Origin of the sequence: Polynucleobacter sp. MWH-Berg-3C6, assembly GCF_018881855.1 — a bacterium.
Classification (GTDB): domain Bacteria; phylum Pseudomonadota; class Gammaproteobacteria; order Burkholderiales; family Burkholderiaceae; genus Polynucleobacter.
Genome location: NZ_JACVPN010000001.1, coordinates 94,940 through 116,374 on the forward strand (window position 1 = coordinate 94,940; position 21,435 = coordinate 116,374).

At 46.1% G+C, this 21,435-nt stretch carries 20 protein-coding genes; 15 read left to right on the forward strand and 5 right to left on the reverse strand.

Features of this window, described 5'->3' with window-relative positions; all coding sequences use genetic code 11:
* The first annotated feature begins 1 nt into the window (after nt 1).
* Nucleotides 2-967, forward strand: a complete 966-nt coding sequence (gene corA / locus ICN13_RS00475) for a magnesium/cobalt transporter CorA (protein ID WP_216138079.1) — start codon at nt 2-4, stop codon at nt 965-967.
* On the opposite strand, the gene ICN13_RS00480 is transcribed toward corA, so the two are convergent.
* The 3 genes from ICN13_RS00480 to thiL are packed head-to-tail and all read right to left on the reverse strand — an operon-like array spanning nt 968 to nt 3,041.
* On the reverse strand, nt 968-1,462 hold the full coding sequence (locus ICN13_RS00480; RefSeq protein WP_216138081.1) for a CinA family protein: 495 nt from the start codon (nt 1,460-1,462) through the stop codon (nt 968-970). It lies immediately after the preceding gene.
* Nucleotides 1,459-2,022 (reverse strand): phosphatidylglycerophosphatase A, encoded by a 564-nt coding sequence (locus tag ICN13_RS00485; protein ID WP_216138083.1) that lies wholly within the window; start codon nt 2,020-2,022, stop codon nt 1,459-1,461. Before ICN13_RS00485 ends, ICN13_RS00480 begins: the two co-directional genes overlap by 4 nt.
* Nucleotides 2,019-3,041: a thiamine-phosphate kinase gene (gene thiL / locus ICN13_RS00490; protein WP_216138085.1), complete on the reverse strand. Its 1,023-nt coding sequence runs from the start codon at nt 3,039-3,041 to the stop codon at nt 2,019-2,021. Before thiL ends, ICN13_RS00485 begins: the two co-directional genes overlap by 4 nt.
* A gap of 84 nt (nt 3,042-3,125) precedes the next feature.
* On the opposite strand from thiL, the gene ICN13_RS00495 reads away from it, so the two are divergent.
* Nucleotides 3,126-5,447 carry an NADP-dependent malic enzyme gene (locus ICN13_RS00495; protein WP_216138087.1) on the forward strand — a complete coding sequence of 774 codons (2,322 nt, stop codon included), beginning with the start codon at nt 3,126-3,128 and terminating at the stop codon, nt 5,445-5,447.
* A 128-nt stretch (nt 5,448-5,575) separates the two neighbouring features.
* Nucleotides 5,576-6,196: a barstar family protein gene (locus ICN13_RS00500; protein ID WP_087908935.1), complete on the forward strand. Its 621-nt coding sequence runs from the start codon at nt 5,576-5,578 to the stop codon at nt 6,194-6,196.
* A 32-nt stretch (nt 6,197-6,228) separates the two neighbouring features.
* On the opposite strand, the gene ICN13_RS00505 is transcribed toward ICN13_RS00500, so the two are convergent.
* Nucleotides 6,229-6,990: a 16S rRNA (uracil(1498)-N(3))-methyltransferase gene (locus tag ICN13_RS00505; protein WP_216138089.1), complete on the reverse strand. Its 762-nt coding sequence runs from the start codon at nt 6,988-6,990 to the stop codon at nt 6,229-6,231.
* A 44-nt stretch (nt 6,991-7,034) separates the two neighbouring features.
* On the opposite strand from ICN13_RS00505, the gene tkt reads away from it, so the two are divergent.
* Nucleotides 7,035-9,029: a transketolase gene (gene tkt / locus ICN13_RS00510; protein WP_216139236.1), complete on the forward strand. Its 1,995-nt coding sequence runs from the start codon at nt 7,035-7,037 to the stop codon at nt 9,027-9,029.
* A 39-nt stretch (nt 9,030-9,068) separates the two neighbouring features.
* Entirely contained in the window at nt 9,069-10,097 is a 1,029-nt protein-coding gene (gap, locus tag ICN13_RS00515) for a type I glyceraldehyde-3-phosphate dehydrogenase (RefSeq protein ID WP_216138091.1), read from the forward strand.
* Between the two features lie 102 nt (nt 10,098-10,199).
* Here gap and fur read toward each other — a convergent pair whose 3' ends face one another.
* Nucleotides 10,200-10,655: a ferric iron uptake transcriptional regulator gene (fur, locus tag ICN13_RS00520; protein ID WP_216139237.1), complete on the reverse strand. Its 456-nt coding sequence runs from the start codon at nt 10,653-10,655 to the stop codon at nt 10,200-10,202.
* Nucleotides 10,656-10,854: 199 nt separating this feature from the next.
* Between fur and ICN13_RS00525 the strand changes: the two genes are divergently transcribed.
* From ICN13_RS00525 to hemL, 10 genes are all read left to right on the forward strand, one after another.
* A complete protein-coding gene (locus tag ICN13_RS00525; protein WP_255533972.1) occupies nt 10,855-11,433 on the forward strand; it encodes an outer membrane protein assembly factor BamE in 579 nt (192 codons plus the stop codon).
* Between the two features lie 68 nt (nt 11,434-11,501).
* Entirely contained in the window at nt 11,502-12,302 is an 801-nt protein-coding gene (gene dapB, locus ICN13_RS00530; protein ID WP_216139238.1) for a 4-hydroxy-tetrahydrodipicolinate reductase, read from the forward strand.
* Between the two features lie 49 nt (nt 12,303-12,351).
* On the forward strand, nt 12,352-15,024 hold the full coding sequence (gene leuS / locus ICN13_RS00535; RefSeq protein WP_216138094.1) for a leucine--tRNA ligase: 2,673 nt from the start codon (nt 12,352-12,354) through the stop codon (nt 15,022-15,024).
* Between the two features lie 15 nt (nt 15,025-15,039).
* Nucleotides 15,040-15,567: an LPS assembly lipoprotein LptE gene (lptE, locus tag ICN13_RS00540; RefSeq protein ID WP_216138096.1), complete on the forward strand. Its 528-nt coding sequence runs from the start codon at nt 15,040-15,042 to the stop codon at nt 15,565-15,567.
* A gap of 19 nt (nt 15,568-15,586) precedes the next feature.
* On the forward strand, nt 15,587-16,648 hold the full coding sequence (holA, locus tag ICN13_RS00545) for a DNA polymerase III subunit delta (RefSeq protein WP_216138098.1): 1,062 nt from the start codon (nt 15,587-15,589) through the stop codon (nt 16,646-16,648).
* A 20-nt stretch (nt 16,649-16,668) separates the two neighbouring features.
* Entirely contained in the window at nt 16,669-17,958 is a 1,290-nt protein-coding gene (locus ICN13_RS00550) for a glutamate-5-semialdehyde dehydrogenase (RefSeq protein ID WP_216138100.1), read from the forward strand.
* Nucleotides 17,959-17,963: 5 nt separating this feature from the next.
* Nucleotides 17,964-18,389: a CopD family protein gene (locus ICN13_RS00555; RefSeq protein WP_216138102.1), complete on the forward strand. Its 426-nt coding sequence runs from the start codon at nt 17,964-17,966 to the stop codon at nt 18,387-18,389.
* Between the two features lie 47 nt (nt 18,390-18,436).
* On the forward strand, nt 18,437-19,888 hold the full coding sequence (locus tag ICN13_RS00560) for a class I SAM-dependent RNA methyltransferase (protein WP_216138104.1): 1,452 nt from the start codon (nt 18,437-18,439) through the stop codon (nt 19,886-19,888).
* Nucleotides 19,889-19,949: 61 nt separating this feature from the next.
* Complete coding sequence (locus ICN13_RS00565; protein WP_068947854.1) at nt 19,950-20,120, forward strand: rubredoxin; 171 nt, start codon at nt 19,950-19,952, stop codon at nt 20,118-20,120.
* Nucleotides 20,121-20,133: 13 nt separating this feature from the next.
* On the forward strand, nt 20,134-21,435 hold the full coding sequence (hemL, locus tag ICN13_RS00570) for a glutamate-1-semialdehyde 2,1-aminomutase (RefSeq protein WP_216138106.1): 1,302 nt from the start codon (nt 20,134-20,136) through the stop codon (nt 21,433-21,435).

A 21,435-nucleotide genomic window follows, 5' to 3' on the forward strand; every position in this document is an offset into this window, starting at 1 on the left:
CATGATCAACTTGTTCGTCCTGCAAAATGGCCGCCTCTCTCAAGAGCAAGTCGAAGATCGCAATGAATTGTTGCAATACGCTAATCCTATCTGGATCGACGTCGTTGATCCAGAGGAAGAGGAACTTATTTGGATTAAAGAGGCATTTGGCGTACTTTTGCCTGAGTTGGATGACTTAGGTGACTTAGAAGCCTCTGCTCGTTATTTTGAAGCCGACGATGGCCATCTCCATATTCGTACTGATTTCTTATTGGATGAAGAAGAAACTTCTCGTAACGTACGAGTCGCGTTTGTCCTGACTAAGCAAGTATTGTTTTCTATTCATGATGAAGATTTGCCAGTGTTCCGCTTGGTACGACTGCGTGCTCGTTTGCGCCCTGGTTCAGTGAGTAATGCAAAAGATGTCTTGCTTGATCTGTACTCTACCGATGCTGAGTACTCTGCTGATGCCTTGGAAGAGGTTTATGAAAACCTCGAACAAGCAGGTAAGCGAGTGTTATCTGACAGCATTAATGATGCCGATGCTGCAGAGGTTTTAGAGACGATTGCGAAGGAAGAAGATACCAACGGACGTATTCGTCGTAATGTGATGGATACCCGCAGAGCCTTATCTTTCCTGATGCGCAGCAAGTTGTTATCTGATGAGCAGCAAGAAGAGGCGCGTCAAATTTTGCGCGATATTGATTCTCTTGAGAACCATACGGCATTCTTATTCGATAAGATTAACTTCTTAATGGATGCTACTGTTGGTTTCATTAACTTGAACCAATCCAAGATTATTAAAATCTTCTCGGTGGTATCTGTTGCCTTAATGCCGCCTACTTTATTAGCAAGTGTTTGGGGTATGAACTATAAGCATATGCCAGAACTAGATGCTACTTGGGGTTATCCAATGGCAATTGCTGCAATGATTATTTCAGCCGTTATTCCACTGGGCTATTTCTATAGCAAAGGCTGGATGAAGTAATTAGTTGTTGAGCAATTGAAGTAAACCCACTAAGGCATATTCAGTTGCTTGCTCTCGTATTGATTTCCTATCTCCGCTAAATAATTTGGTTTGACAGGTGGTGACATACTCACCAGCAGCGTTTGGTATGGTCCACCCAAAGCAAACTGTGCCCACGGGCTTTTCTGTTGTACCTCCAGTTGGCCCAGCAATCCCCGTAATGGAAACGCCTACATGAACCCCCGCATTGCGCTGAGCGCCTTGAGCCATAGCCCTTGCCACCGGCTCACTGACTGCCCCATGGGCCAGTATTAGCGCATCTGGAACGCCTAGACATTCGGTTTTAGCCTGGTTACTGTAAGTAATGTAGCCACGCTCGAACCACTCGCTTGAGCCAGATAATTCTGTCAAGGTGGCGCATACCATTCCGCCCGTGCAAGATTCAGCGAGTGCTATTTTCCAGCCTCTCGCCAGCAAAAGGAGTGCCAGTATTTTGGCGTGATCAATCGAATTCATAGTGGAATGATTTTTTGAATTAACGCAATCGCTAAGAGCGTGAAGAAGGCTGCAGCAAGATCATCCGCCATGATGCCAAACCCACGCCAAATAATTTGTAGCATGCTTGATGATTCCTCACTGTTGCTCTCTAGATTTTTAAAGTGACGATCGATCATTCCAATGGGGCCTGGTTTAACAGCATCAAAAAAGCGGAAGAGTCCAAAAGCAATTGCTTGCATCCAGATTGGAGTAGGCATGATCAAAATCAGAACAATCCAAAAGGCAATGATTTCATCCCAAACAATGCCCCCAAAATCTTTCTTGCCCAATTCTTCGCTGACATGACCGCAGACCCAGCAACCCAGAAGAAGACCGCCGCTAATGATCCAAAAAAAGTCCTCTGTAGATAAAAAGTACTCGCCTATTAAGAATGCTGCCCAGGCCCAGAGAGTGCCTGCAGTCCCAGGTGCGACGGGGCTTAGGCCGCTTCCAAAGCCAAAGGCGATAGTACGACTGGCGGTTTGTCGTACCCATTTAAATGTGGGCGTTACTGAGTAGGTATCTTTGGAGCCATTCATTTTGCAAAGTGATCGAAAGACTTGAGCAGTTTGGCCGTTTCGGTATTACTGAGTAAGTTGCCATTGTTTAGTAGTTGCAATGTTTCAGTTGGTCCAGTGTTTGCTGTGATGCGTCCAATTCTAGTAATCGGCAAATGTAATTCTTTGCTAATTACATCAATAGCATCTCTGTGCTCAGTGGGCGCGGTAAAACAGATTTCATAATCATCGCCACCACAAGCGGCAAATTGCTTTTGAATGGTTTCACTTTGTTTTTGTAAGCTTGCAGATTTTGGAAGTTGATCTAAAAATACTTCGGCTCCAACTTGCGATTGATTGAGGATGTGCTTGAGGTCGCCAAGTAGGCCATCTGATATGTCTAAGGCAGCGCTGGCAATGCTGCGCAGTTTGATGCCAAGTTCTATACGAGGGACTGGATCATGCATGCGATGCTCAATTTGTTTTAGCTCGTTATCGGATAAATTAATTTCTTGACGCAGTGCAGCAAGAGTAAGTCTTGCATCACCAACTGAACCGGATAACCAAATCTCATCGCCGGCTTTTGCCCCTGACCTGCGAATGGCTTTTCCAGATGGAGCGCTACCAAATGCCGTAATAGAAATGGTGAGGGGGCCAGCAGTGGTATCGCCGCCAATCAGCGGACAGGAATATTGATTCGCAATATCAAACAGCCCTTTGGAAAAGGCTTCAAGCCAGGCTGTGTCAGCCTTCGGTAGAGCAATGGCTAAAGTAAATCCAAGTGGCTTAGCACCCATCGCGGCAAGGTCAGAAAGGTTGACGGCTAGGGCTTTGCGGCCTAAAAGCGCAGGATTTGCTCCCATAAAAAAGTGTCTGCCTTCCACCAGCATATCGCTGGTAATGACAATTTCTTCTCCGGGGGCGGGCTTTAATAGAGCGCAATCATCACCAATGCCCAGGGCAATGGTTTGATCACTATTTGAGCGCATCTGATCTGCACCCGTTTTAAAGAAACGCTGGATCAGATCAAATTCACCGAGAGGCTTGGATTCAGAATGCATATCCCATTTTATGGCTCTTGGGAGGTAAGCGCTCGAGAGGAATAGAATTGAACACTTAAATCCGTCTTACCAAAGAGCACGCTGATGAGCAAAGAAAACAATAAAGAGCAACAAATTGCAGCCTTAAGAGAGGCTGCTCTCCAGTATCACGAGTTTCCGACCCCGGGCAAGATTGAGATTGCCCCAACTAAGCAATTAACTAATCAGCGCGATTTAGCCCTTGCTTACACCCCAGGTGTAGCTGCACCCTGTGAAGAGATTGTTAAAGATCCCGCCAATGCTTTCAAATACACCGCGCGCGGAAATTTAGTTGGCGTGATTACGAACGGTACCGCTGTTCTGGGTTTAGGAAATATTGGACCATTGGCAAGTAAGCCAGTCATGGAAGGTAAAGCGGTTCTCTTTAAGAAATTTGCTGGCATTGACGTGTTTGATATCGAAGTCAATGAAAATGATCCCGATAAGTTGGTTGAAATCATTGCTGCATTAGAGCCAACTTTTGGCGGTATTAACCTGGAAGATATCAAAGCGCCAGATTGCTTTGTAGTCGAGCGCAAGTTACAAGCTCGCATGAAGATTCCGGTCTTTCATGATGATCAGCACGGTACTGCGATTGTGGTTGCAGCGGCCATCCTGAATGGCTTAAAGGTTGTTGGTAAGGATGTGAGTAATGTAAAGCTTGTGACATCTGGTGCAGGCGCAGCTGCCTTGGCCTGCTTAGATCTCTTGGTTGATCTTGGCATTCCACGTAAAAATATTTGGGTAACCGATTTAGCTGGCGTTGCTTATAAGGGCCGTAAAGAATTAATGGATCCAGAGAAAGAGCCGTTCTGCCAAGAAACAGAATTACGTACCTTAGATCAAGCAATTGAAGGTGCTGATATTTTCTTAGGCCTTTCTGCTGGCGGTGTATTGAAGCAAGACATGGTGAAGAAGATGGCGCCGAAGCCATTGGTTTATGCCTTGGCAAACCCAACCCCAGAAATTCTGCCTGAAGAAGTAAAAGCAGTTCGCCCAGACGCAGTGATGGCAACGGGTCGTACTGATTACCCAAATCAAGTAAATAACGTTTTGTGCTTCCCATTCATCTTCCGCGGTGCGTTGGACGTGGGCGCCACAACAATTACTCGTGGCATGGAAGTCGCAGCGGTAAAGGCTGTAGCAGAGTTGGCACAAGCAGAGCAGAGCGAAGTTGTAGCTTCTGTTTATGGCATCGAGAACCTCTCTTTTGGTCCAGAGTATTTAATTCCGAAGCCGTTTGATCCACGTTTGATCACGGTGATTGCTCCCGCAGTAGCAAAGGCTGCTATGGATGACGGCGTTGCCTTGCGTCCGATTAAAGATTTCGATGCTTACCGCAATCAGCTGCAACAGTTTGTGTACCACTCTGGTACTTTGATGAAGCCGCTCTTTAGTATTGCGAAGCGAGTAGCCCCAAATCAAAAACGGATTGTGTTTGCTGAGGGTGAAGATGAGCGCGTATTACGTGCAGTCCAAATCATTATTGACGAGCACCTTGCCACCCCGATTTTGATTGGTCGTCCCGCAGTGATCGAGCACCGCATTGATAAGTTTGGTCTGCGTATGAAGATGGGCGATGACTTTGAAGTTGTTAATCCAGAAAATGACGCGCGTTTCCGTGATTTCTGGCAAACCTATTTAGATTTGACCGAGCGCAAAGGTGTTACTGAGTCTTTTGCCAAACTGGAGATGCGTCGTCGCAATACTTTGATTGGCTCAATCATGATCATCAAAGGCATGGCGGATGGCATGATTTGTGGAACGATCGGTAATTCCGCAACACATCTGAAATATGTTGATGAGGTAGTAGGTCGTGAGCCTGGCGCAAATGTCTATGGTGCTATGTCTGGATTAATTCTTCCGGGGCGCCAAGTATTTTTGGTAGATACACACATCAATATTGATCCAACTGCTGAAGAGTTGGCAGAATTGACTTTGATGGCTGCCAGTGAAATGCGTAAATTGGGCATTGTGCCAAAAGTAGCATTGCTATCCCACTCGAACTTTGGTTCCAGTAATGCACCTTCTGCAGTCAAAATGCGTGAAGTGTTGGCATTAATTCAAAAAGCAGCACCTGATTTAGAAGTTGATGGTGAAATGCATGGCGATAGCGCTTTAGATGAATCGATTCGCGCTGGTGCCGTGACCTCTTCGCCGCTGAAGGGGGATGCAAATCTTCTCGTTCTGCCAAATATTGACGCTGCCAACATTTCTTACAATTTGTTAAAAACGGCTGCGGGTAACGGTATTGCAATCGGTCCATTGTTGCTGGGTGTGGCTAAACCAATCCATATTCTGACTCCAGCAGCCACGGTTCGCCGGATCGTCAATGTGACAACTTTGGCAGTAGTAGAGGCTGCTGGCAACGCGAGAGGCATCTCCTAAGCCATTTGGGTATATGTAAGTTAGTAATAGCTTACATATATTTATCCTATATAAATCAATGGTTTATATAAAATGCACTGTATTTGGGCTTGATTTGATGGCGTGTTACGGGTAACCTAACACCCATCATGAATAATCGCATTGAAAACACCGATTTAGCCAGCTTCGAAGAACATAGCCGCGCTGAAAGTTGGGACAGTAATGATCGACTAGAAACTGAATCATCCGCTGCCAATGTTTATGCCCAAGGCGGTTTATCTCGTTTACAAACCTATGCAGCAAATCAAGTTTCGGGGAAAAAAGTGACAGCTTCTTGGCGTGCCGCTTTGGCCGTTCGCGATGCCGGACCGCCGGCAATGTTGCGCAGTGTGCGCACTAATATTGTGCAATCAATTCGTGCTTTTCGTACTCCAGATTTACAGGAAGCAGCAACTGAACTCGGTCAACATTTCATCTACGCCAATTGCACAAATGCAATGACCAAGGGTGAGGTTCTCGAAGCAATTGCAATTGCTTACACCTTTACAAAGCAACAAGCCAAAAACTTTGATCCTTTATTGGATGCATTGACTACAACTACAGATAAAGCAGGTCAACAACCTGGATTTGTCGTTGTTCTCGAAGGCTTGCCATGCACACAGAAATTTGACAAAGAAGCGCGTGAAACCCTCTTAGATGTTTTCCGTGATGCTGTTGATTTTTGGGCTGAGCGCCGCACACCATATCGGGTTTTCTATTCTTTTGCTTAATCGCTAGCAGACTGCAAACCCACGAATCGCCTCTATCTGAGGCGATTTTGCATTTCAGGGTTCCAGATACTGTGGACGGTTGTAATAGCAACGATTCCCGCAGTTTCTGTTCTGAGTACACGCTCTCCAAGCGAAACAATTTGATAGCCCGCAGCTTGAGCTTGAGCCTCTTCTTCTGGTGAGTGACCACCTTCTGGTCCGATCATCAGAACAATATCTTGAGGAGTATTTTCTATGAGAACGGAATACATACTTTTCGTGGCATCAGGACTTAAGAGTAGCTTTAATGCCGGTGTTGAATTCGACTTTAAATAGGCATCAAAAGTTTGAATAGGTTCTATTGAGGCAAATACTGTTCGATCGCATTGTTCGCAGGCTGCCTGAACAATTCCCTCCCAATGGCTAAGACGTTTTTGGGCGCGCTCCTGATCGCTTGAGCGGGTGAGTTTTAAGATGGAGCGCTCACACTGCATGGGGGCAATAACTTGGGCTCCAGTTTCAACGGCTTTCTCGACAATCCAGTCCATTTTGTCGCCGCCAGCCAAGCCTTGGGCCAATGTAATGGAGTAAGGGGTCTCGCGGTGGGTGTCATTGCGGATATCGCTGAGTTGAACTTGACCTGTTTTTCCGGTTAAAGACAGCAGTTCGGCCTGGGCTACCTGCCCCTTACCATCAAATACGGGAAAGGATTCCCCGCTCTGGATACGCCGAACTCGTAAGTGATGGGCGACCTCAGCGGTGAGGGTAGTTGGCTTTTGGGATTCCCATGGCCCGGGAAGATAAAATTGAGGCATTACTGAAATATAGCCAATTTATTTTCCTCGAGAGCACTTTTACGATGTCAAACCTTCAAATTCGCATGGCTAATGCCATACGTGCTTTATCCATGGATGCTGTTCAACAGGCAAATTCCGGTCACCCTGGTATGCCAATGGGAATGGCTGATATTGCTGTTGGGCTTTGGAATGAACATCTAAAACACAATCCAACTGATCCCCATTGGATTGATCGTGATCGTTTTGTTTTGTCCAATGGTCATGGCTCGATGTTGCTGTATTCCTTATTGCATCTTTCCGGATATGACTTACCGATTGAAGAGTTAAAAAATTTCCGTCAATTGCACAGTAAAACCCCAGGCCATCCTGAGTATGGAATTACACCTGGCGTTGAAACAACTACTGGTCCACTTGGTCAAGGTATTTCCAATGCAGTAGGTATGGCGCTTGCTGAAAAATTATTAGCAGAAGAATTTAATCGTCCCGGTCTCAATATCATTGACCACTACACCTATGTATTTTTAGGTGATGGTTGTTTGATGGAAGGTATTAGCCATGAAGTGTGTTCTTTGGCTGGCACATTAAAACTGAATAAGTTGATTGCACTTTGGGATGACAACGGTATCTCAATTGATGGCAAGGTAGTTTCTTGGTTTAACGAAGATACGCCTAAGCGTTTTGAGGCTTACAACTGGAATGTCATTCGCAATGTTGATGGCCATGATGCGGAAGCAGTTTCTGCTGCAATTACGAAGGCTAAAAAGAGCGACAAGCCAACACTCATTTGCTGTAAGACGGCCATTGGCCAAGGCTCGCCGAATATGGCTGGTAGCGATAAGGTGCATGGTTCGCCATTGGGCGCAACAGAAATTGCTGCAACTCGTGTTGCATTGAATTGGCCATATGCACCGTTTGAAGTTCCAAAGGATATTTATGCTGCATGGGATTTCAAAAAGCGTGGCCAAGCTGCTGAGCATGAGTGGAATAAAGATTTTCAGAAATACAAAACTAAATTCCCAGAACTTGCCTCTGAGTTACAACGTCGTATGCAAGGGGATTTGTCAAAAGACTTTTCAGCCACGCTGAATGCGTACTTAAAGACTTGCCAATCTAAAGCGGAAACGATTGCTACTCGTAAGGCTAGTCAAAATGCGATTGAAGCATTAGCACCAGCTTTACCAGAATTCATGGGAGGCTCTGCTGATTTAACGGGATCAAACCTGACCAATTGGTCTTCCTGTAAGCCAGTGCGTGGTGACCAATGGGGTAACCACATAAATTATGGTGTACGCGAATTTGGTATGAGCGCCATCATGAATGGTATTGCTCTACATGGTGGCTACATTCCATTTGGGGGCACCTTCTTAACTTTCTCAGATTACAGCCGCAATGCTTTACGGATGGCTGCACTGATGAAGTTACGGAGTATCTTTGTTTTCACCCATGACTCTATTGGTCTTGGAGAGGATGGCCCAACCCATCAATCTGTGGAGCATGTTTCTAGCTTGCGATTAATCCCGAACCTGATGGTTTGGCGCCCTTGTGACACCACGGAGAGCGCGGTAGCTTGGGGTTCTGCTATCGAGCGTAAGAATGGCCCTAGCGCCTTGATTTTCAGCCGTCAGAACTGCCCATTTGTTTCTCGCAATAGCCAGCAAATGAAAGACATTGCACGTGGCGGCTATGTCTTACGCGATCCACAATCTGGAAAGATTGATGCAGTCATCATTGCTACCGGCTCTGAAATCGCACTCGCTTTGCAAACAGCAGAGCGCTTACAAAAAGATGGGCTTGGTATTCGCGTGGTTTCTATGCCATCAACTACGGCTTTTGATCAGCAAGATGCTGCATATAAAGCGAAGGTATTGCCCGCTAAGATTCCACGTATTGCTGTTGAGGCAGGCGTGACAGACTTCTGGTGGAAGTATGGATGTGCAGCAGTGCATGGCGTAGATACTTTCGGTGAGTCTGCACCTGCAGGTCAGTTATATGAATATTTTGGTTTGACAGTGGATCACATTGCCAAGACTGTTAAGCAATGCATCTCGAAGAAGTAAATCGAAATAAATAAATTCAATATTAGCAAGGGGAAATAAATGACAATTCGTGTCGCAATTAATGGTTATGGTCGTATCGGACGCATGGTATTGCGGGCCTTGTACGAAGATCAGATCAATGGCAAGCCACGTCGTGATATTCAGATTGTTGCGATCAACGCAATGGGTGACATCGCCATCAATGCCCACCTTACCCAGTACGACTCTGCGCACGGTCGCTTCCCTGCAGAGGTTAGCGTAGACGGTGATTACATGGTGGTGAATGGCGATCGCATCAAAATGTTTTGCACTCGTAATCCAGCCGAAACACCCTGGGGCGAGTTAGGCGTAGATTTGGTTTTGGAGTGCACCGGTAAATTTACCTCCAAAGAAAAAGCCATGATTCATATTCAGCAGGGCGCGAAGAAAGTATTAATTTCTGCTCCTGGTGAAAAAGATGTGGATGCAACCATTGTTTATGGCGTGAATCAAAATGTATTAAAGCCAAATGATGTAGTGGTATCGAACGCAAGCTGTACAACCAACTGCCTCGCGCCTTTGGTCAAACCATTGTTAGAAAAAATTGGCATTGAATCTGGTTTGATGACAACTATTCATGCCTTTACAAATGATCAAGTATTAACTGATGTGTATCACAAGGATATGCGCCGGGCACGCTCTGCTGTCACTAGCATGATCCCAACGAAGACTGGCGCTGCTAAAGCGGTTGGTTTGGTGTTGCCAGCATTAGCCGGTCGTTTTGATGGTTTTGCGATGCGCGTGCCAGTAATTAACGTATCCGTTGTTGACTTAACGTTTGCGGCAAGTCGTGCTACCAGCGTGGATGAAGTAAATGCCATTCTGAAGACTGCTAGTGAGGGTGAGCTCAAGGGTATTTTGGGCTTTAATACCTTGCCCCTGGTTTCCATCGACTTTAACCATGACCCGCGCCCAAGTATTTATGACGCATCCCAGACCCGCGTTTCTGCGGACGGAAAGTTGGTGAAAGTATTGGCTTGGTATGACAACGAATGGGGTTATTCAGTGCAGATGCTCAATGCAGCTGAAGCATTAATGGCTGTAAAGTAATTAAAAGTGCCTAAAATTCAGTAAAAGTAGCTAAAAAGCAGAAAAGACCTCAATTTGAGGTCTTTTTTCATTTCCTGGCTACTGAAAAGCCTTAAAAATCATCTATTTTTGCTTATTTCGGCAGTTTTTCTTCTGGCAGTGACCGTACATTGCTAAAGAGTGTTCCTGGAGCTTAAACCCGAGGTTTTTGGCGATATCTCGCTGTCTTTTCTCGATTGCCTCATCAACAAACTCCTCCACATGGCCGCAATCAAGGCAAACCAGATGGTCGTGGTGTTGGCCTTCATTGAGCTCATAGATTGCCCTGCTATCACCCTTGCTGGACTCAAAATGGCTGCGCAGCAGCAAACCCGCCTGTTCAAATTGGGTGAGGACGCGATAGACCGTGGCTAGACCAATTTCTTGATCCTCTTTTGCCAAGGCCATAAAGACGTCTTCGGCGCTAAAGTGGGTGCCGCCATTTTGATGAAAAAAATCCAGAATTTTCATGCGTGGACCAGTGGCCTTTAGGCCAATGTCGCGCAAATCTGCAGGAGTAGGGTTTTGGTTCGTATTCATGGCTTTGGGAGCTAAAATCAATGTCTTAATGATACGGCCAGCCATGCAAAATTGCCTCGAACTTTTTAGTCGTTTTTTGAACCCTCTTTTTTCGGGGGTTTATAGCTTTAACCGCCTAGGGCTTGCCGCTTTTGCTGTGACCGCTTTTTTGGGGCTGAGCGCATGTACCTCAGCTGTAGATAATACCCAGCGCGCCTGGATGAACAAAGTGTTCAGACCTTATGTTCCAGATGTTGTTCAGGGCAACTTTATTTCCAGCGAGCAATACTCAAAGTTGCAATTGGGGATGAGCCGCGAGCAGATTCGTCAAATCTTAGGCACACCCTTATTAGCCAGCTATTTCCATGCGAATCGCTGGGATTATGTTTTTGAATTTAAACGTTCTGGACAGCGTATTGCTAAAGAACGTCATGTCACTGTATTTTTTGATGGTGACAAAGTAGTCAAATTTGAAGGCGATGCACTGCCAACAGAAATCGAGTTGGTTGCTGAGATCGATAACTACGCCAAAACAAAACGTTCTTTCTGGGATGTTATGACGGGCTCTAATAAGCCGCCAGTAACACCCCCATTACAACAACCAGAGTTGCTGGTAGCAAGCCCAACAGATAATTTGCCAAAGGGCGCAGCTGTGCCAGCAGCCCCTGCTGCAAATCAAGGTGCATTTTGGGATTTATTCGGTTCCTCAAAGTCATCGGATGGCCAAGCTGTATCGCAACCTGAAACTTTAGGGCCTGGCACCATGAATGTTCCGCCTGCCACTGAGGCAAAGAAGTAAGAATTATTGTTGCATTGGTACCCAAGTCAAACTGTACTTACCTTTAATTTGAAGTGATGAAATAAATGATGAAGATCGCAATTGCTGGAGCAACTGGTCGCATGGGCAAGATGTTGATTGAGGCCGTGCTCAATACCTCTGATGCCCAATTGGTTGGCGCACTTGAGCACACGTCTTCCCCTCAGTTGGGCGAGGATGCTGGCGCATTCTTGGGTAAAAAAACTGGCGTCATGATTTCGGCTGACGTAGGCCAGGTTTTAGCGGGTGCTGAATTTTTAATTGACTTCACTAGGCCTGAAGGCACGATGGCCCATTTAGCGGTTGCAGAAAAAACGGGCACCAAAATGATTATTGGTACAACGGGTTTGAGTGCCGAGCAAATTGCTAGCCTCAAAAAGGCATCTACCAAGTTGGCGATTGTGTTTGCTCCTAATATGAGTGTTGGCGTGAATGCCACATTCAAGTTACTTGAGATTGCCGCGAAGATGCTCAATCAAGGTTATGACATTGAAATTATTGAAGCTCACCATCGCCATAAAGTAGATGCGCCTTCAGGAACTGCATTGAAGATGGGCGAGGTTATTGCTCAGGCTTTAGGTGAAAAGTTAAACGATGTCGCTGTGTATGCCCGTGAAGGTCATACTGGTGAGCGTAAGGAAGGTTCGATTGGATTTGCAACGATTCGTGGTGGCGATATTGTTGGTGATCACACCGTTTTGTTTGCAGGTGATGGCGAGCGTATTGAAATTAGCCACAAGTCCTCTAGCCGCCAATCCTATGCACAAGGTTCCTTGCGTGCCGCACGCTTCTTGCAAAGCCAAAATTCTGGCTTGTATGACATGCAAGACGTTTTAGGTTTACGTAAATAGCATCCAGCATTAACTAATGACCAAAAATAGAAGAAAAGAGTTGTCTTGAATGAGTAAGGATTACGACTACCGCAGTATTGAAGCGGCAGCACAGGCTGATTGGGAAAGTGCGCAAGTCTATGAAGTTTCTGAGAATGCTGTAGATTCGACTGGCAAGAAAAAGCCAAAGTATTACGCTTGCTCTATGTTGCCTTACCCATCTGGCAAGTTGCACATGGGCCATGTGCGCAACTACACCATCAATGATGTGATGGCTCGTCAGCTCCGCATGCAGGGTTATAACGTTTTAATGCCGATGGGCTGGGATGCTTTTGGTATGCCTGCTGAGAATGCAGCGATTCAGAACAAAGTGCCTCCTGCCAAGTGGACCTACGACAACATTGCTTATATGAAAAAGCAAATGGCTGCGATGGGTCTTGCCATTGATTGGTCGCGAGAAGTCGCCACCTGTAGTCCTGACTACTATCGTTGGAACCAATGGCTTTTTCTGAAGATGTTAGAAAAAGGAATTGCTTACCGCAAGACACAAGTAGTCAATTGGGACCCGATTGATCAAACTGTTTTAGCAAATGAACAGGTGATTGATGGCCGTGGCTGGCGCTCCGGCGCATTGGTTGAAAAACGCGAAATCCCAGGTTATTACTTCAACATTACTGCCTACGCAGAGCAATTACTTTCTGGTTTAGATGGTTTGGGTTGGCCTGAGCGTGTCAAAACCATGCAGCAAAATTGGATTGGCAAAAGTCGTGGCGTCCGTTTTGCGTTTAAGCATGAGGTTGCTGATGACCATGGCAACTTTATTCAGGATGGCTTGCTTTATGTATTCACGACCCGTGCCGATACCATTATGGGTGTTACTTTCTGCGCAGTTGCTGCAGAGCATCCATTGGCAACAAAAGCGGCTGTTAATAATCCAGCGCTCGCTGCTTTCATTGAGAAATGCAAAACCGGTAGCGTGATTGAGGCTGATCTAGCCACTCAAGAAAAAGAGGGGATGTTCACCGGTCTCTATGTCACACATCCTTTAACGAATGAGCCAGTACCTGTTTGGGTTGGTAATTATGTCTTGATGTCTTATGGCGATGGCGCTGTGATGGGCGTTCCTGCTCACGATGAGCGCGATTTTGCTTTTGCACTCAAGTACGATTTGCCAATCAAGCAAGTCATTGCGCTGAAGGGTGAGTCGCCTATCTTTAATGCAAGCCGTTGGGAAGATTGGTATGCCCAAAAAGAAGGTGTGATTTGTTTCAATAGCGACAAATACGACGGTCTTTCACATGAAGAGGCTGTCAGTGCAGTCGCTCAAGATTTAGAAAAGATGGGTATTGGTGAAATAAAGACCACCTATCGTTTGCGTGATTGGGGAATTTCTCGTCAGCGCTATTGGGGTACTCCAATTCCGATTATTCATTGTGGCGATGATGCAAATCCTGGCTGCGGTGCTGTGCCTGTTCCAGAATCTGATTTACCAGTGGTATTGCCAGAGGACTGTGTTCCAGACGGTAGCGGTAATCCATTAAATAAGCGTGCAGATTTTCTTAATGTGAAGTGTCCGAAGTGCGGCAAGCCTGCACGCCGTGAGACTGACACGATGGATACCTTTGTAGATTCTTCTTGGTATTTCATGCGCTATACCGGTCCCAATGCAAAAACCATGGTCGATGAGCGTAATGAGTATTGGATGCCAATGGATCAATACATCGGCGGTATTGAGCATGCCATCTTGCACTTACTCTATGCGCGTTTCTGGACTAAGGTCATGCGCGACCTCAAACTTATTACTTTTGATGAGCCATTCCAGAATCTATTGACTCAAGGCATGGTGCTCAATGAAACGTATTACTCTGAAGATTCTTCTGGCAAAAAGACTTGGTTAAATCCTTTAGATGTTGAATTGGATCTGGATGAAAAAGGTCGACCCAAAGGCGCTAAATTAAAAGGCGACGCATCAAACATACCGGTAGTGGTTGGCGGTGTTGAGAAGATGTCCAAGAGTAAAAATAATGGTGTTGATCCTCAAGAACTGATTGATGGTTACGGTGCTGATACTGCACGTTTATTTGTCATGTTCGCAGCCCCGCCAGAGCAGCAGTTGGAGTGGTCTGGTGCTGGTGTTGATGGAGCCTCTCGCTTCTTACGTCGGGTTTGGATGTACTCAAGCAGTCAGGCTGACGCTATTCGTAGTGCACAAGATTCTGTACCCAATCATTTGAACAATGCTGAAAAAGAGTTGCGTCGTGAAGTGCACACCATTCTGAAGCAGGCTAACTTTGACTATCAACGTCGTCAATACAACACTGTAGTTTCTGCGGCGATGAAGATGCTCAACGTGCTTGAGCCAATTAAGTTAGGTCAAGATGCTGCTATTGCTGCACCAGTGCTGCGTGAGTGTTTAAGTATCTTGTTGAGAATTCTGTATCCAGTGGTTCCGCATTTAACCCATGTACTGTGGAAGGAAATGGGTTACGCCAAGACCTTTAGCCCCCTCCTAGATGCACCTTGGCCTGAAGTTGATGAAGCTGCATTGGTTCAAACTGAAATCACCTTGATGCTACAAATTAATGGCAAGTTGCGGGGCGATATTCGCGTGCCAGCAGATGCTGGTAAGGAGCAGATCGAAATTTTGGCATTGCAAAGTGAGCCAGCAACGAAGGCACTCAATGGTGGCATGCCGAAGAAGGTGATTGTTGTTCCAGGACGTCTAGTCAATATAGTGGCCTAACTAGAAAATAACTACATGAGCGCAAATCAGATTCGACGTGCATTAATTGGCTTAGTTGTTACGGCACCTTTGGGTGGATTGATAGCTTGCGGTTATCGCATGCGCGGAATGGTTGACGTACCCTTTAAAGCAATCGCGATTACCGGCAATCCTTCGCCTCCATTGCGAGCTGATTTACAAACTGCCATTTTGACTGGTACTGATGTCAAGGTTGCGATTAATCCTAAAGATGCGGATTTAATTTTAGAAGTTGGCAATGAGCTTAATGGCCGAGAAATTTTGGCCTATAACTCCAATGGCCAGATCTCTGCATATCGCTTAAATATTCGCGTTACCTTTAGAGCCTATGATATTACCGGTGGAGATGTTGTTCCTGAAAGTGAGATCTATATGACTAGGGATATGGACTTCTCGAATACCACTGTTTTGGCAACGGATGTTCAGCAGCAGCAGTTCTTGACATTGATGCGCAAAGATCTGGCTGTGCAGATTTTGCGTCGTATTGCAGCTGCAGCTAAAAATCCACAAGCAAGATCTTTCTAAAGACAGATAGAGACCTGCCATGGTGAAAGTTGATGCCTTACAAACGCATCTCAAATCATTAAGTTCTGGCGCTGCTATGTTGCCACTTTATGTCTTTAGTGGTGATGAGCCGCTATTGATGATGGAAGCAATGGACCAGTTGCGTGCCACTGCCAAAAAATTGGGATTTACTGATCGCGAAGTGTTTGTGCAGGAGCGCGGGTTTGACCGGAGTGCTCTCATGAATGCCGGCCAAACGATGTCCTTGTTTGGTGATAAGCGCTGGGTAGAACTCCGCATTCCAACTGGTAAGCCAGGTCGAGATGGGGCGGATGCTTTAAAACAATTTGCTGCGCAAATCGCTTCACAACAAGATGGTGCCAATGGTCCTGATACGGTGGTTTGTATTGTGCTACCTAGGTTAGATGGAAAAACCAAAACCTCTGCGTGGTTTACTGCTCTAGACGATGCCGGGATGGCTATTCAGGTGGATACCTTGGATCGCAGTCACTTGCCATCATGGATTGCTGGCCGACTCAAGAAGCAAAATCAAGAAGTTGAGGCTGGACCTGAGGGTCAGCGCGCTCTGGAGTTTATTGCCGATCAGATTGAGGGTAATCTGATTGCTGCCCACCAAGAAATATTGAAATTGGGTTTGTTATACCCCGTAGGTAAGTTAACGGAAGAGCAAATTCGATCCTCTATTTTGAAGGTAGCGCGCTATAACGTTTTTGAATTAACCGAAGCTATGCTTGCTGGTGATTTGCCAAGGTTAAATCGCATGTTAGATGGCTTAAAAGGTGAGGGCGAGCCTTTGGTATTGATTTTGTGGAGCGTAACCGAAGAGCTTAGGCTACTATCTAAATTAAAGGCTGCGAGTGATGCTGGGGAGTCTGTCCAACAGCTCATGCGGGCCAACCGGATTTGGGGCAACAAAGAGCGTTTATACCCGGCTGCTATTAGAAGAGTGCAACCTCTCAAGTTGCGCAGAGCAATGCAGCTTGCTGCAGGCTTAGATCGACAGTCCAAGGGTCTACATGCAGCAGAGTTGCCAGCAGACCCATGGGATGGTTTACGTTTGCTGGGGAATTTATTGCGGTAATGGTTTAGGAAGCTAGAAATATGAGTGCAGGGACAACTTTAAATATTCAAGAGATGATGCAAGACATCGGCAAGCGTGCACGTAGCGCATCGCGTGCGATGGCGCGTGCATCGTCTGAACAAAAGAATCAAGCTCTCCTACATATTGCAAAGCTTGTGCGTCAAAAAGCCAGTGAAATTGAGAAAGTCAATTTACAAGATGTAGGGCGCGCAAAAGTAAATGGTCAAGATGCTGCATTTGTAGATCGCCTCACGATGACTCCAAAGACTATTGAAACAATGGCTTTAGGTCTTGAGCAAATCGTTTCACTAGATGATCCGATTGGCAAAATTTCTGCTTTTCAAAAGCAAGCTTCTGGTATTGAAATTGGTCAAATGCGTGTTCCACTAGGCGTTATTGGCATCATCTATGAGTCACGCCCAAACGTCACGATTGATGCAGCTGCGCTCTGTCTGAAATCAGGTAATGCCGTGATCTTGCGAGGCGGCTCCGAGGCAATTGATTCCAATACTTTGTTGGCTCACATTATTCAAGAGGGCTTAGCAGCAGCAAATCTCCCTAAAGACGCTGTTCAAGTGGTTACTACGACAGACCGAAGTGCCGTTGGCGAAATGATCACGATGACTCAATACATTGATGTGATCGTGCCACGGGGCGGCAAGAGTTTGATTGCACGCTTGATGGCCGAAGCACGTGTGCCAATGATCAAGCATCTAGATGGCATCTGCCATACCTATATTGATGCCGATGCAGACATTGCGATGGCAGTGAAGGTTTGTGATAACGCTAAAACTCAGCGTTATGCACCATGCAATGCGATGGAAACACTCTTAGTGAATAAGGCTGTTGGGCAAAAGGTGCTACCTACGCTTTGTAAGATTTATCAAGACAAGGGTGTAGAGTTACGTGTTGATGGTTTAACACGCAAAACACTTGAAGAAAATGGTTTCAAGAACTTAGTCGATGCTACGGAAGAAGATTGGCAAACAGAATATTTAGCACCCATTTTGTCAATCAAGACAGTCGCTGATATCGAGGAAGCCATGGATCATATCGAGCGTTATGGTAGCAAGCATACCGATGCAATTATTACCAATAACAAAGCTCAAGCAGATCGTTTCTTGCGCGAAGTCGATAGTGCGAGCGTAATGGTGAATGCCAGCACCCGTTTTGCGGATGGTTTTGAGTACGGCTTGGGCGCAGAAATTGGCATTTCTAATGACAAGTTACATGCCCGTGGCCCAGTAGGTCTAGACGGCTTAACTTCACTGAAATATATCGTCATGGGTCATGGCGAGATTCGCACTTAAAAAATATGACGAACTCTTATCTCTGGATTAAAACTTTTCATATTGTCTTGATAACTTCATGGTTTGCGGGTTTGTTCTATCTGCCACGTATTTTTGTGAACTTGGCGGATGAGAAAAATGTAGATGCTTATACGCGTCTTATAGGTATGGCCGATCGCCTCTTTCGGTTTATGACCATCTTGGCTGTGCCAGCTGTTCTGCTGGGTTTAATACTCTGGCTGTATTTTGGTATTGGTGCCGGTGATGTCTGGATGCATGCGAAGTTATTTTTTGTCTTGCTGATTATCGGCTACCACCATGCATGCTTTGGCTTGCTCAAGAAATTTCGTGCTGGCCTGAATACCAAGTCTGGCGTTTGGTATCGCTGGTTTAATGAAGTGCCAGTTATTTTGCTAGTGATTGTTGTTGCGCTGGTGCTATTTAAGCCCTAAGTACGACCCTATCTTTTCCTGATTACCCTTTTTAGATTGTTAGCCTCATGAGATTTTTTGTTGTTTGTCCAGGCGGTTTAGAAGTGCCGCTGGCTCAGGAGCTTGCAGAGATTGCGGCGCGTCCGGATTCTAAAGCGTTGGGGGCTTGGGTGATTGATCCAACGCCAACTAGTCCAACAGGCGGAATTGGTCTTGCAGCGCCGATTTCTGGAGCAATGGCTTTGAATTTACATTCCAGAATTGCTAGTCGCGTTTTATTGCAGATGGCACAAGCGCCCTATAGACAAGAGGAAGATCTTTATAAATTGGCTAGCGGCTTGGCCTGGGAAGATTGGTTTACCTCTAAACAAACTTTGCGGGTTGATGTTACTGCCCATCGCTCTCCCTTAAAGAGCTTGAACTTTGCGACGCTGAAAATTAAAGATGCCATCGTAGATCGCTTACGCGATGTTACTGGCGATCGCCCTAGTATTGATACGGCGTTCCCAGATGTGCGAGTTCAGGCGCACTTAACTGCGACCCAAATCACCATTTACTTAGATACTTCTGGCGAGGCTCTCTTTAAGCGCGGCTGGCGTGATGAGAAGGGCGATGCGCCTCTCAAAGAAAACTTGGCTGCTGGCATCTTGTCGATCACGGGTTGGAAGCCAGGCCAGTCTTTATTTGATCCGATGTGCGGTAGTGGTACTTTCTTGATTGAAGCTGCTCAGATGGCGCTCTCTATTCCACCAGGAGCAATTCGGGCAGGGATGTATGGCGATGATGCCAAGCCCAGTAGATTAGCTTATCGCCCACTCATCACATCTGCAAACGGCTTTGGCTTTCAGAGATTGAAGCCCTTTAATGAAGCTGCTGAGCAAAAGCGCTGGGGTAATTTAAAAGAAGCTGCCTTGGCACAAATACTAGACAAGCGTCAGCAATATCCAAATGTAGATTCCTTAAGAATTAGCGGCGGAGATATTAATGAAAAATTGGTTTCCATGTTTAGAGGCAATTGGCAGAGAGCACAGTTGCTAGATCAACCGCTGGTCCGTCAGGTTGACGCTCTAGCAAGCAAGCCCCCAACGAATGCTCAAGAGGGTGTGATGTTATTAAACCCACCTTATGGTGAACGTCTTGTCATTAAAGGTGGCAGAGGTGGTGGTGCACAGGATCGTGACTCAAGTGATGCTGAGTATGATGAGCCAGAGAATCGTTTTGAGATGAATTTAGAGACGGGCCGTCAGAGCGCGAAGCGCTCTAGTCGCGAGTCTTTGAAAAAACTTCAGGCCCAAGAGGAGCAGGACCCTAAATTTGTGGAGTTTTTACGCCAATTTGGCCAGCACCTGAAAGATGCTTTTGGTGGGTGGAATGTCTTTGTATTAACTGCCGATATGGCTTTGCCTGGGCAGTTGCGCATTAAGGAATCTAAGCGCACCCCGTTATTTAACGGCCCGCTAGAGTGCCGTTTATTTAAGTTTGAGATGCATTCAAAGCGCTCTTCATCAACTGAAGACTAAGCCCCTTAAAATAAAGATACTAGTGATTAAATCCTAAAGAAATCGAGCGGAGAGCAAGTAAATGGAATTTAAAACCTATATGTGCCTGATCTGTGGCTGGGTCTATGATGAGGCTGCTGGCTTGCCTGATGAGGGCATTGCCCCAGGAACTCTCTGGAAAGATGTGCCAATGAATTGGACTTGTCCAGAATGTGGTGCCCGCAAAGATGATTTTGAAATGATGGCGATTTAATTAGGAACTCATGATGGCAAAGGTAGATCAAAACGAGATTTTATTTGAGCGTGCTCAAAAGACGATCCCTGGTGGAGTGAATTCTCCAGTACGTGCTTTTCGTCAGGTGGGTGGTACACCCCGTTTTATTACTAAAGCCAAAGGCCCGTATTTTTGGGATGCCAATAATAAGCGTTATATCGATTTGATTATGTCCTGGGGTCCCATGATTGTTGGGCATGCAAACCCAGAGGTTGTAGAGGCAGTGCAAAAAGCAGCAGAAACCAGTTTTAGTTATGGCGCTCCCACAGAGGGCGAGATTGAATTAGCGGAGCGTATTTGCGCTGTAATGCCGAGCGTTGAGCAAGTCCGCATGGTGTCGAGTGGTACGGAGGCGACGATGAGCGCGCTCCGTCTTGCACGTGGCTATACCGGTCGTGACTTAATTATTAAATTTGAAGGCTGCTATCACGGTCATGCAGACAGCCTCCTGGTGAAGGCAGGCTCTGGTTTATTAACCTTTGCTGACTCTACTCAAAATGCACCATCTTCTGGTGGCGTTCCGCAAGACTTGGTAAAGCACACCTTGGTATTGCCCTATAACGATGTGGCCGCGATTGAGGAAGTCTTTAAGAAGCAAGGTGACCAAATTGCAGCAGTGATCTTGGAGCCTATTGCGGGCAATATGAATTTGATTAAGCCCTCAAAAGAATTTTTATCGGCGATTCGTAATCTCACAAATCAGTATGGCAGTGTATTGATTTACGACGAAGTGATGACAGGCTTTAGGGTTGCCCTAGGCGGCGCTCAGTCTTTGCAGGACATCACCCCTGACCTGACTTGCTTGGGCAAAGTGATGGGTGGTGGTATGCCTATGGCAGCCTTTGGTGGGAAAAAAGAAATCATGTCTAAGCTTGCACCGTTAGGCAGCGTATACCAAGCAGGCACTTTATCTGGTAATCCAGTGGCTGTGGCGGCAGGTCTGAAGAGTCTAGAGATTATCTCTAGAGATGGTTTTTATGAATGCCTAGGTGGGCAAACTCAAAAGCTCATGACTGGTTTGAAGCAGGCGGCAGATAAGGCAAATATTCCATTTTCAGTCGATAGCGAAGGTGGTATGTTTGGCTTCTATTTTGCGAGTCAGGTTCCAACTTCCTACGAAGCGGTGACTAAATCAGATGTTGAAGCATTCAAGAAATTTTTTCATCTGATGCTAGATGAGGGTGTGTATCTTGCGCCATCGGCGTATGAGGCTGGGTTCACCTCGATTGCGCATGACAATGAAGTCGTCAATGCCATTATTGCTGCAGCTGAGAGCTCCTTTAAGAAGCTTTAA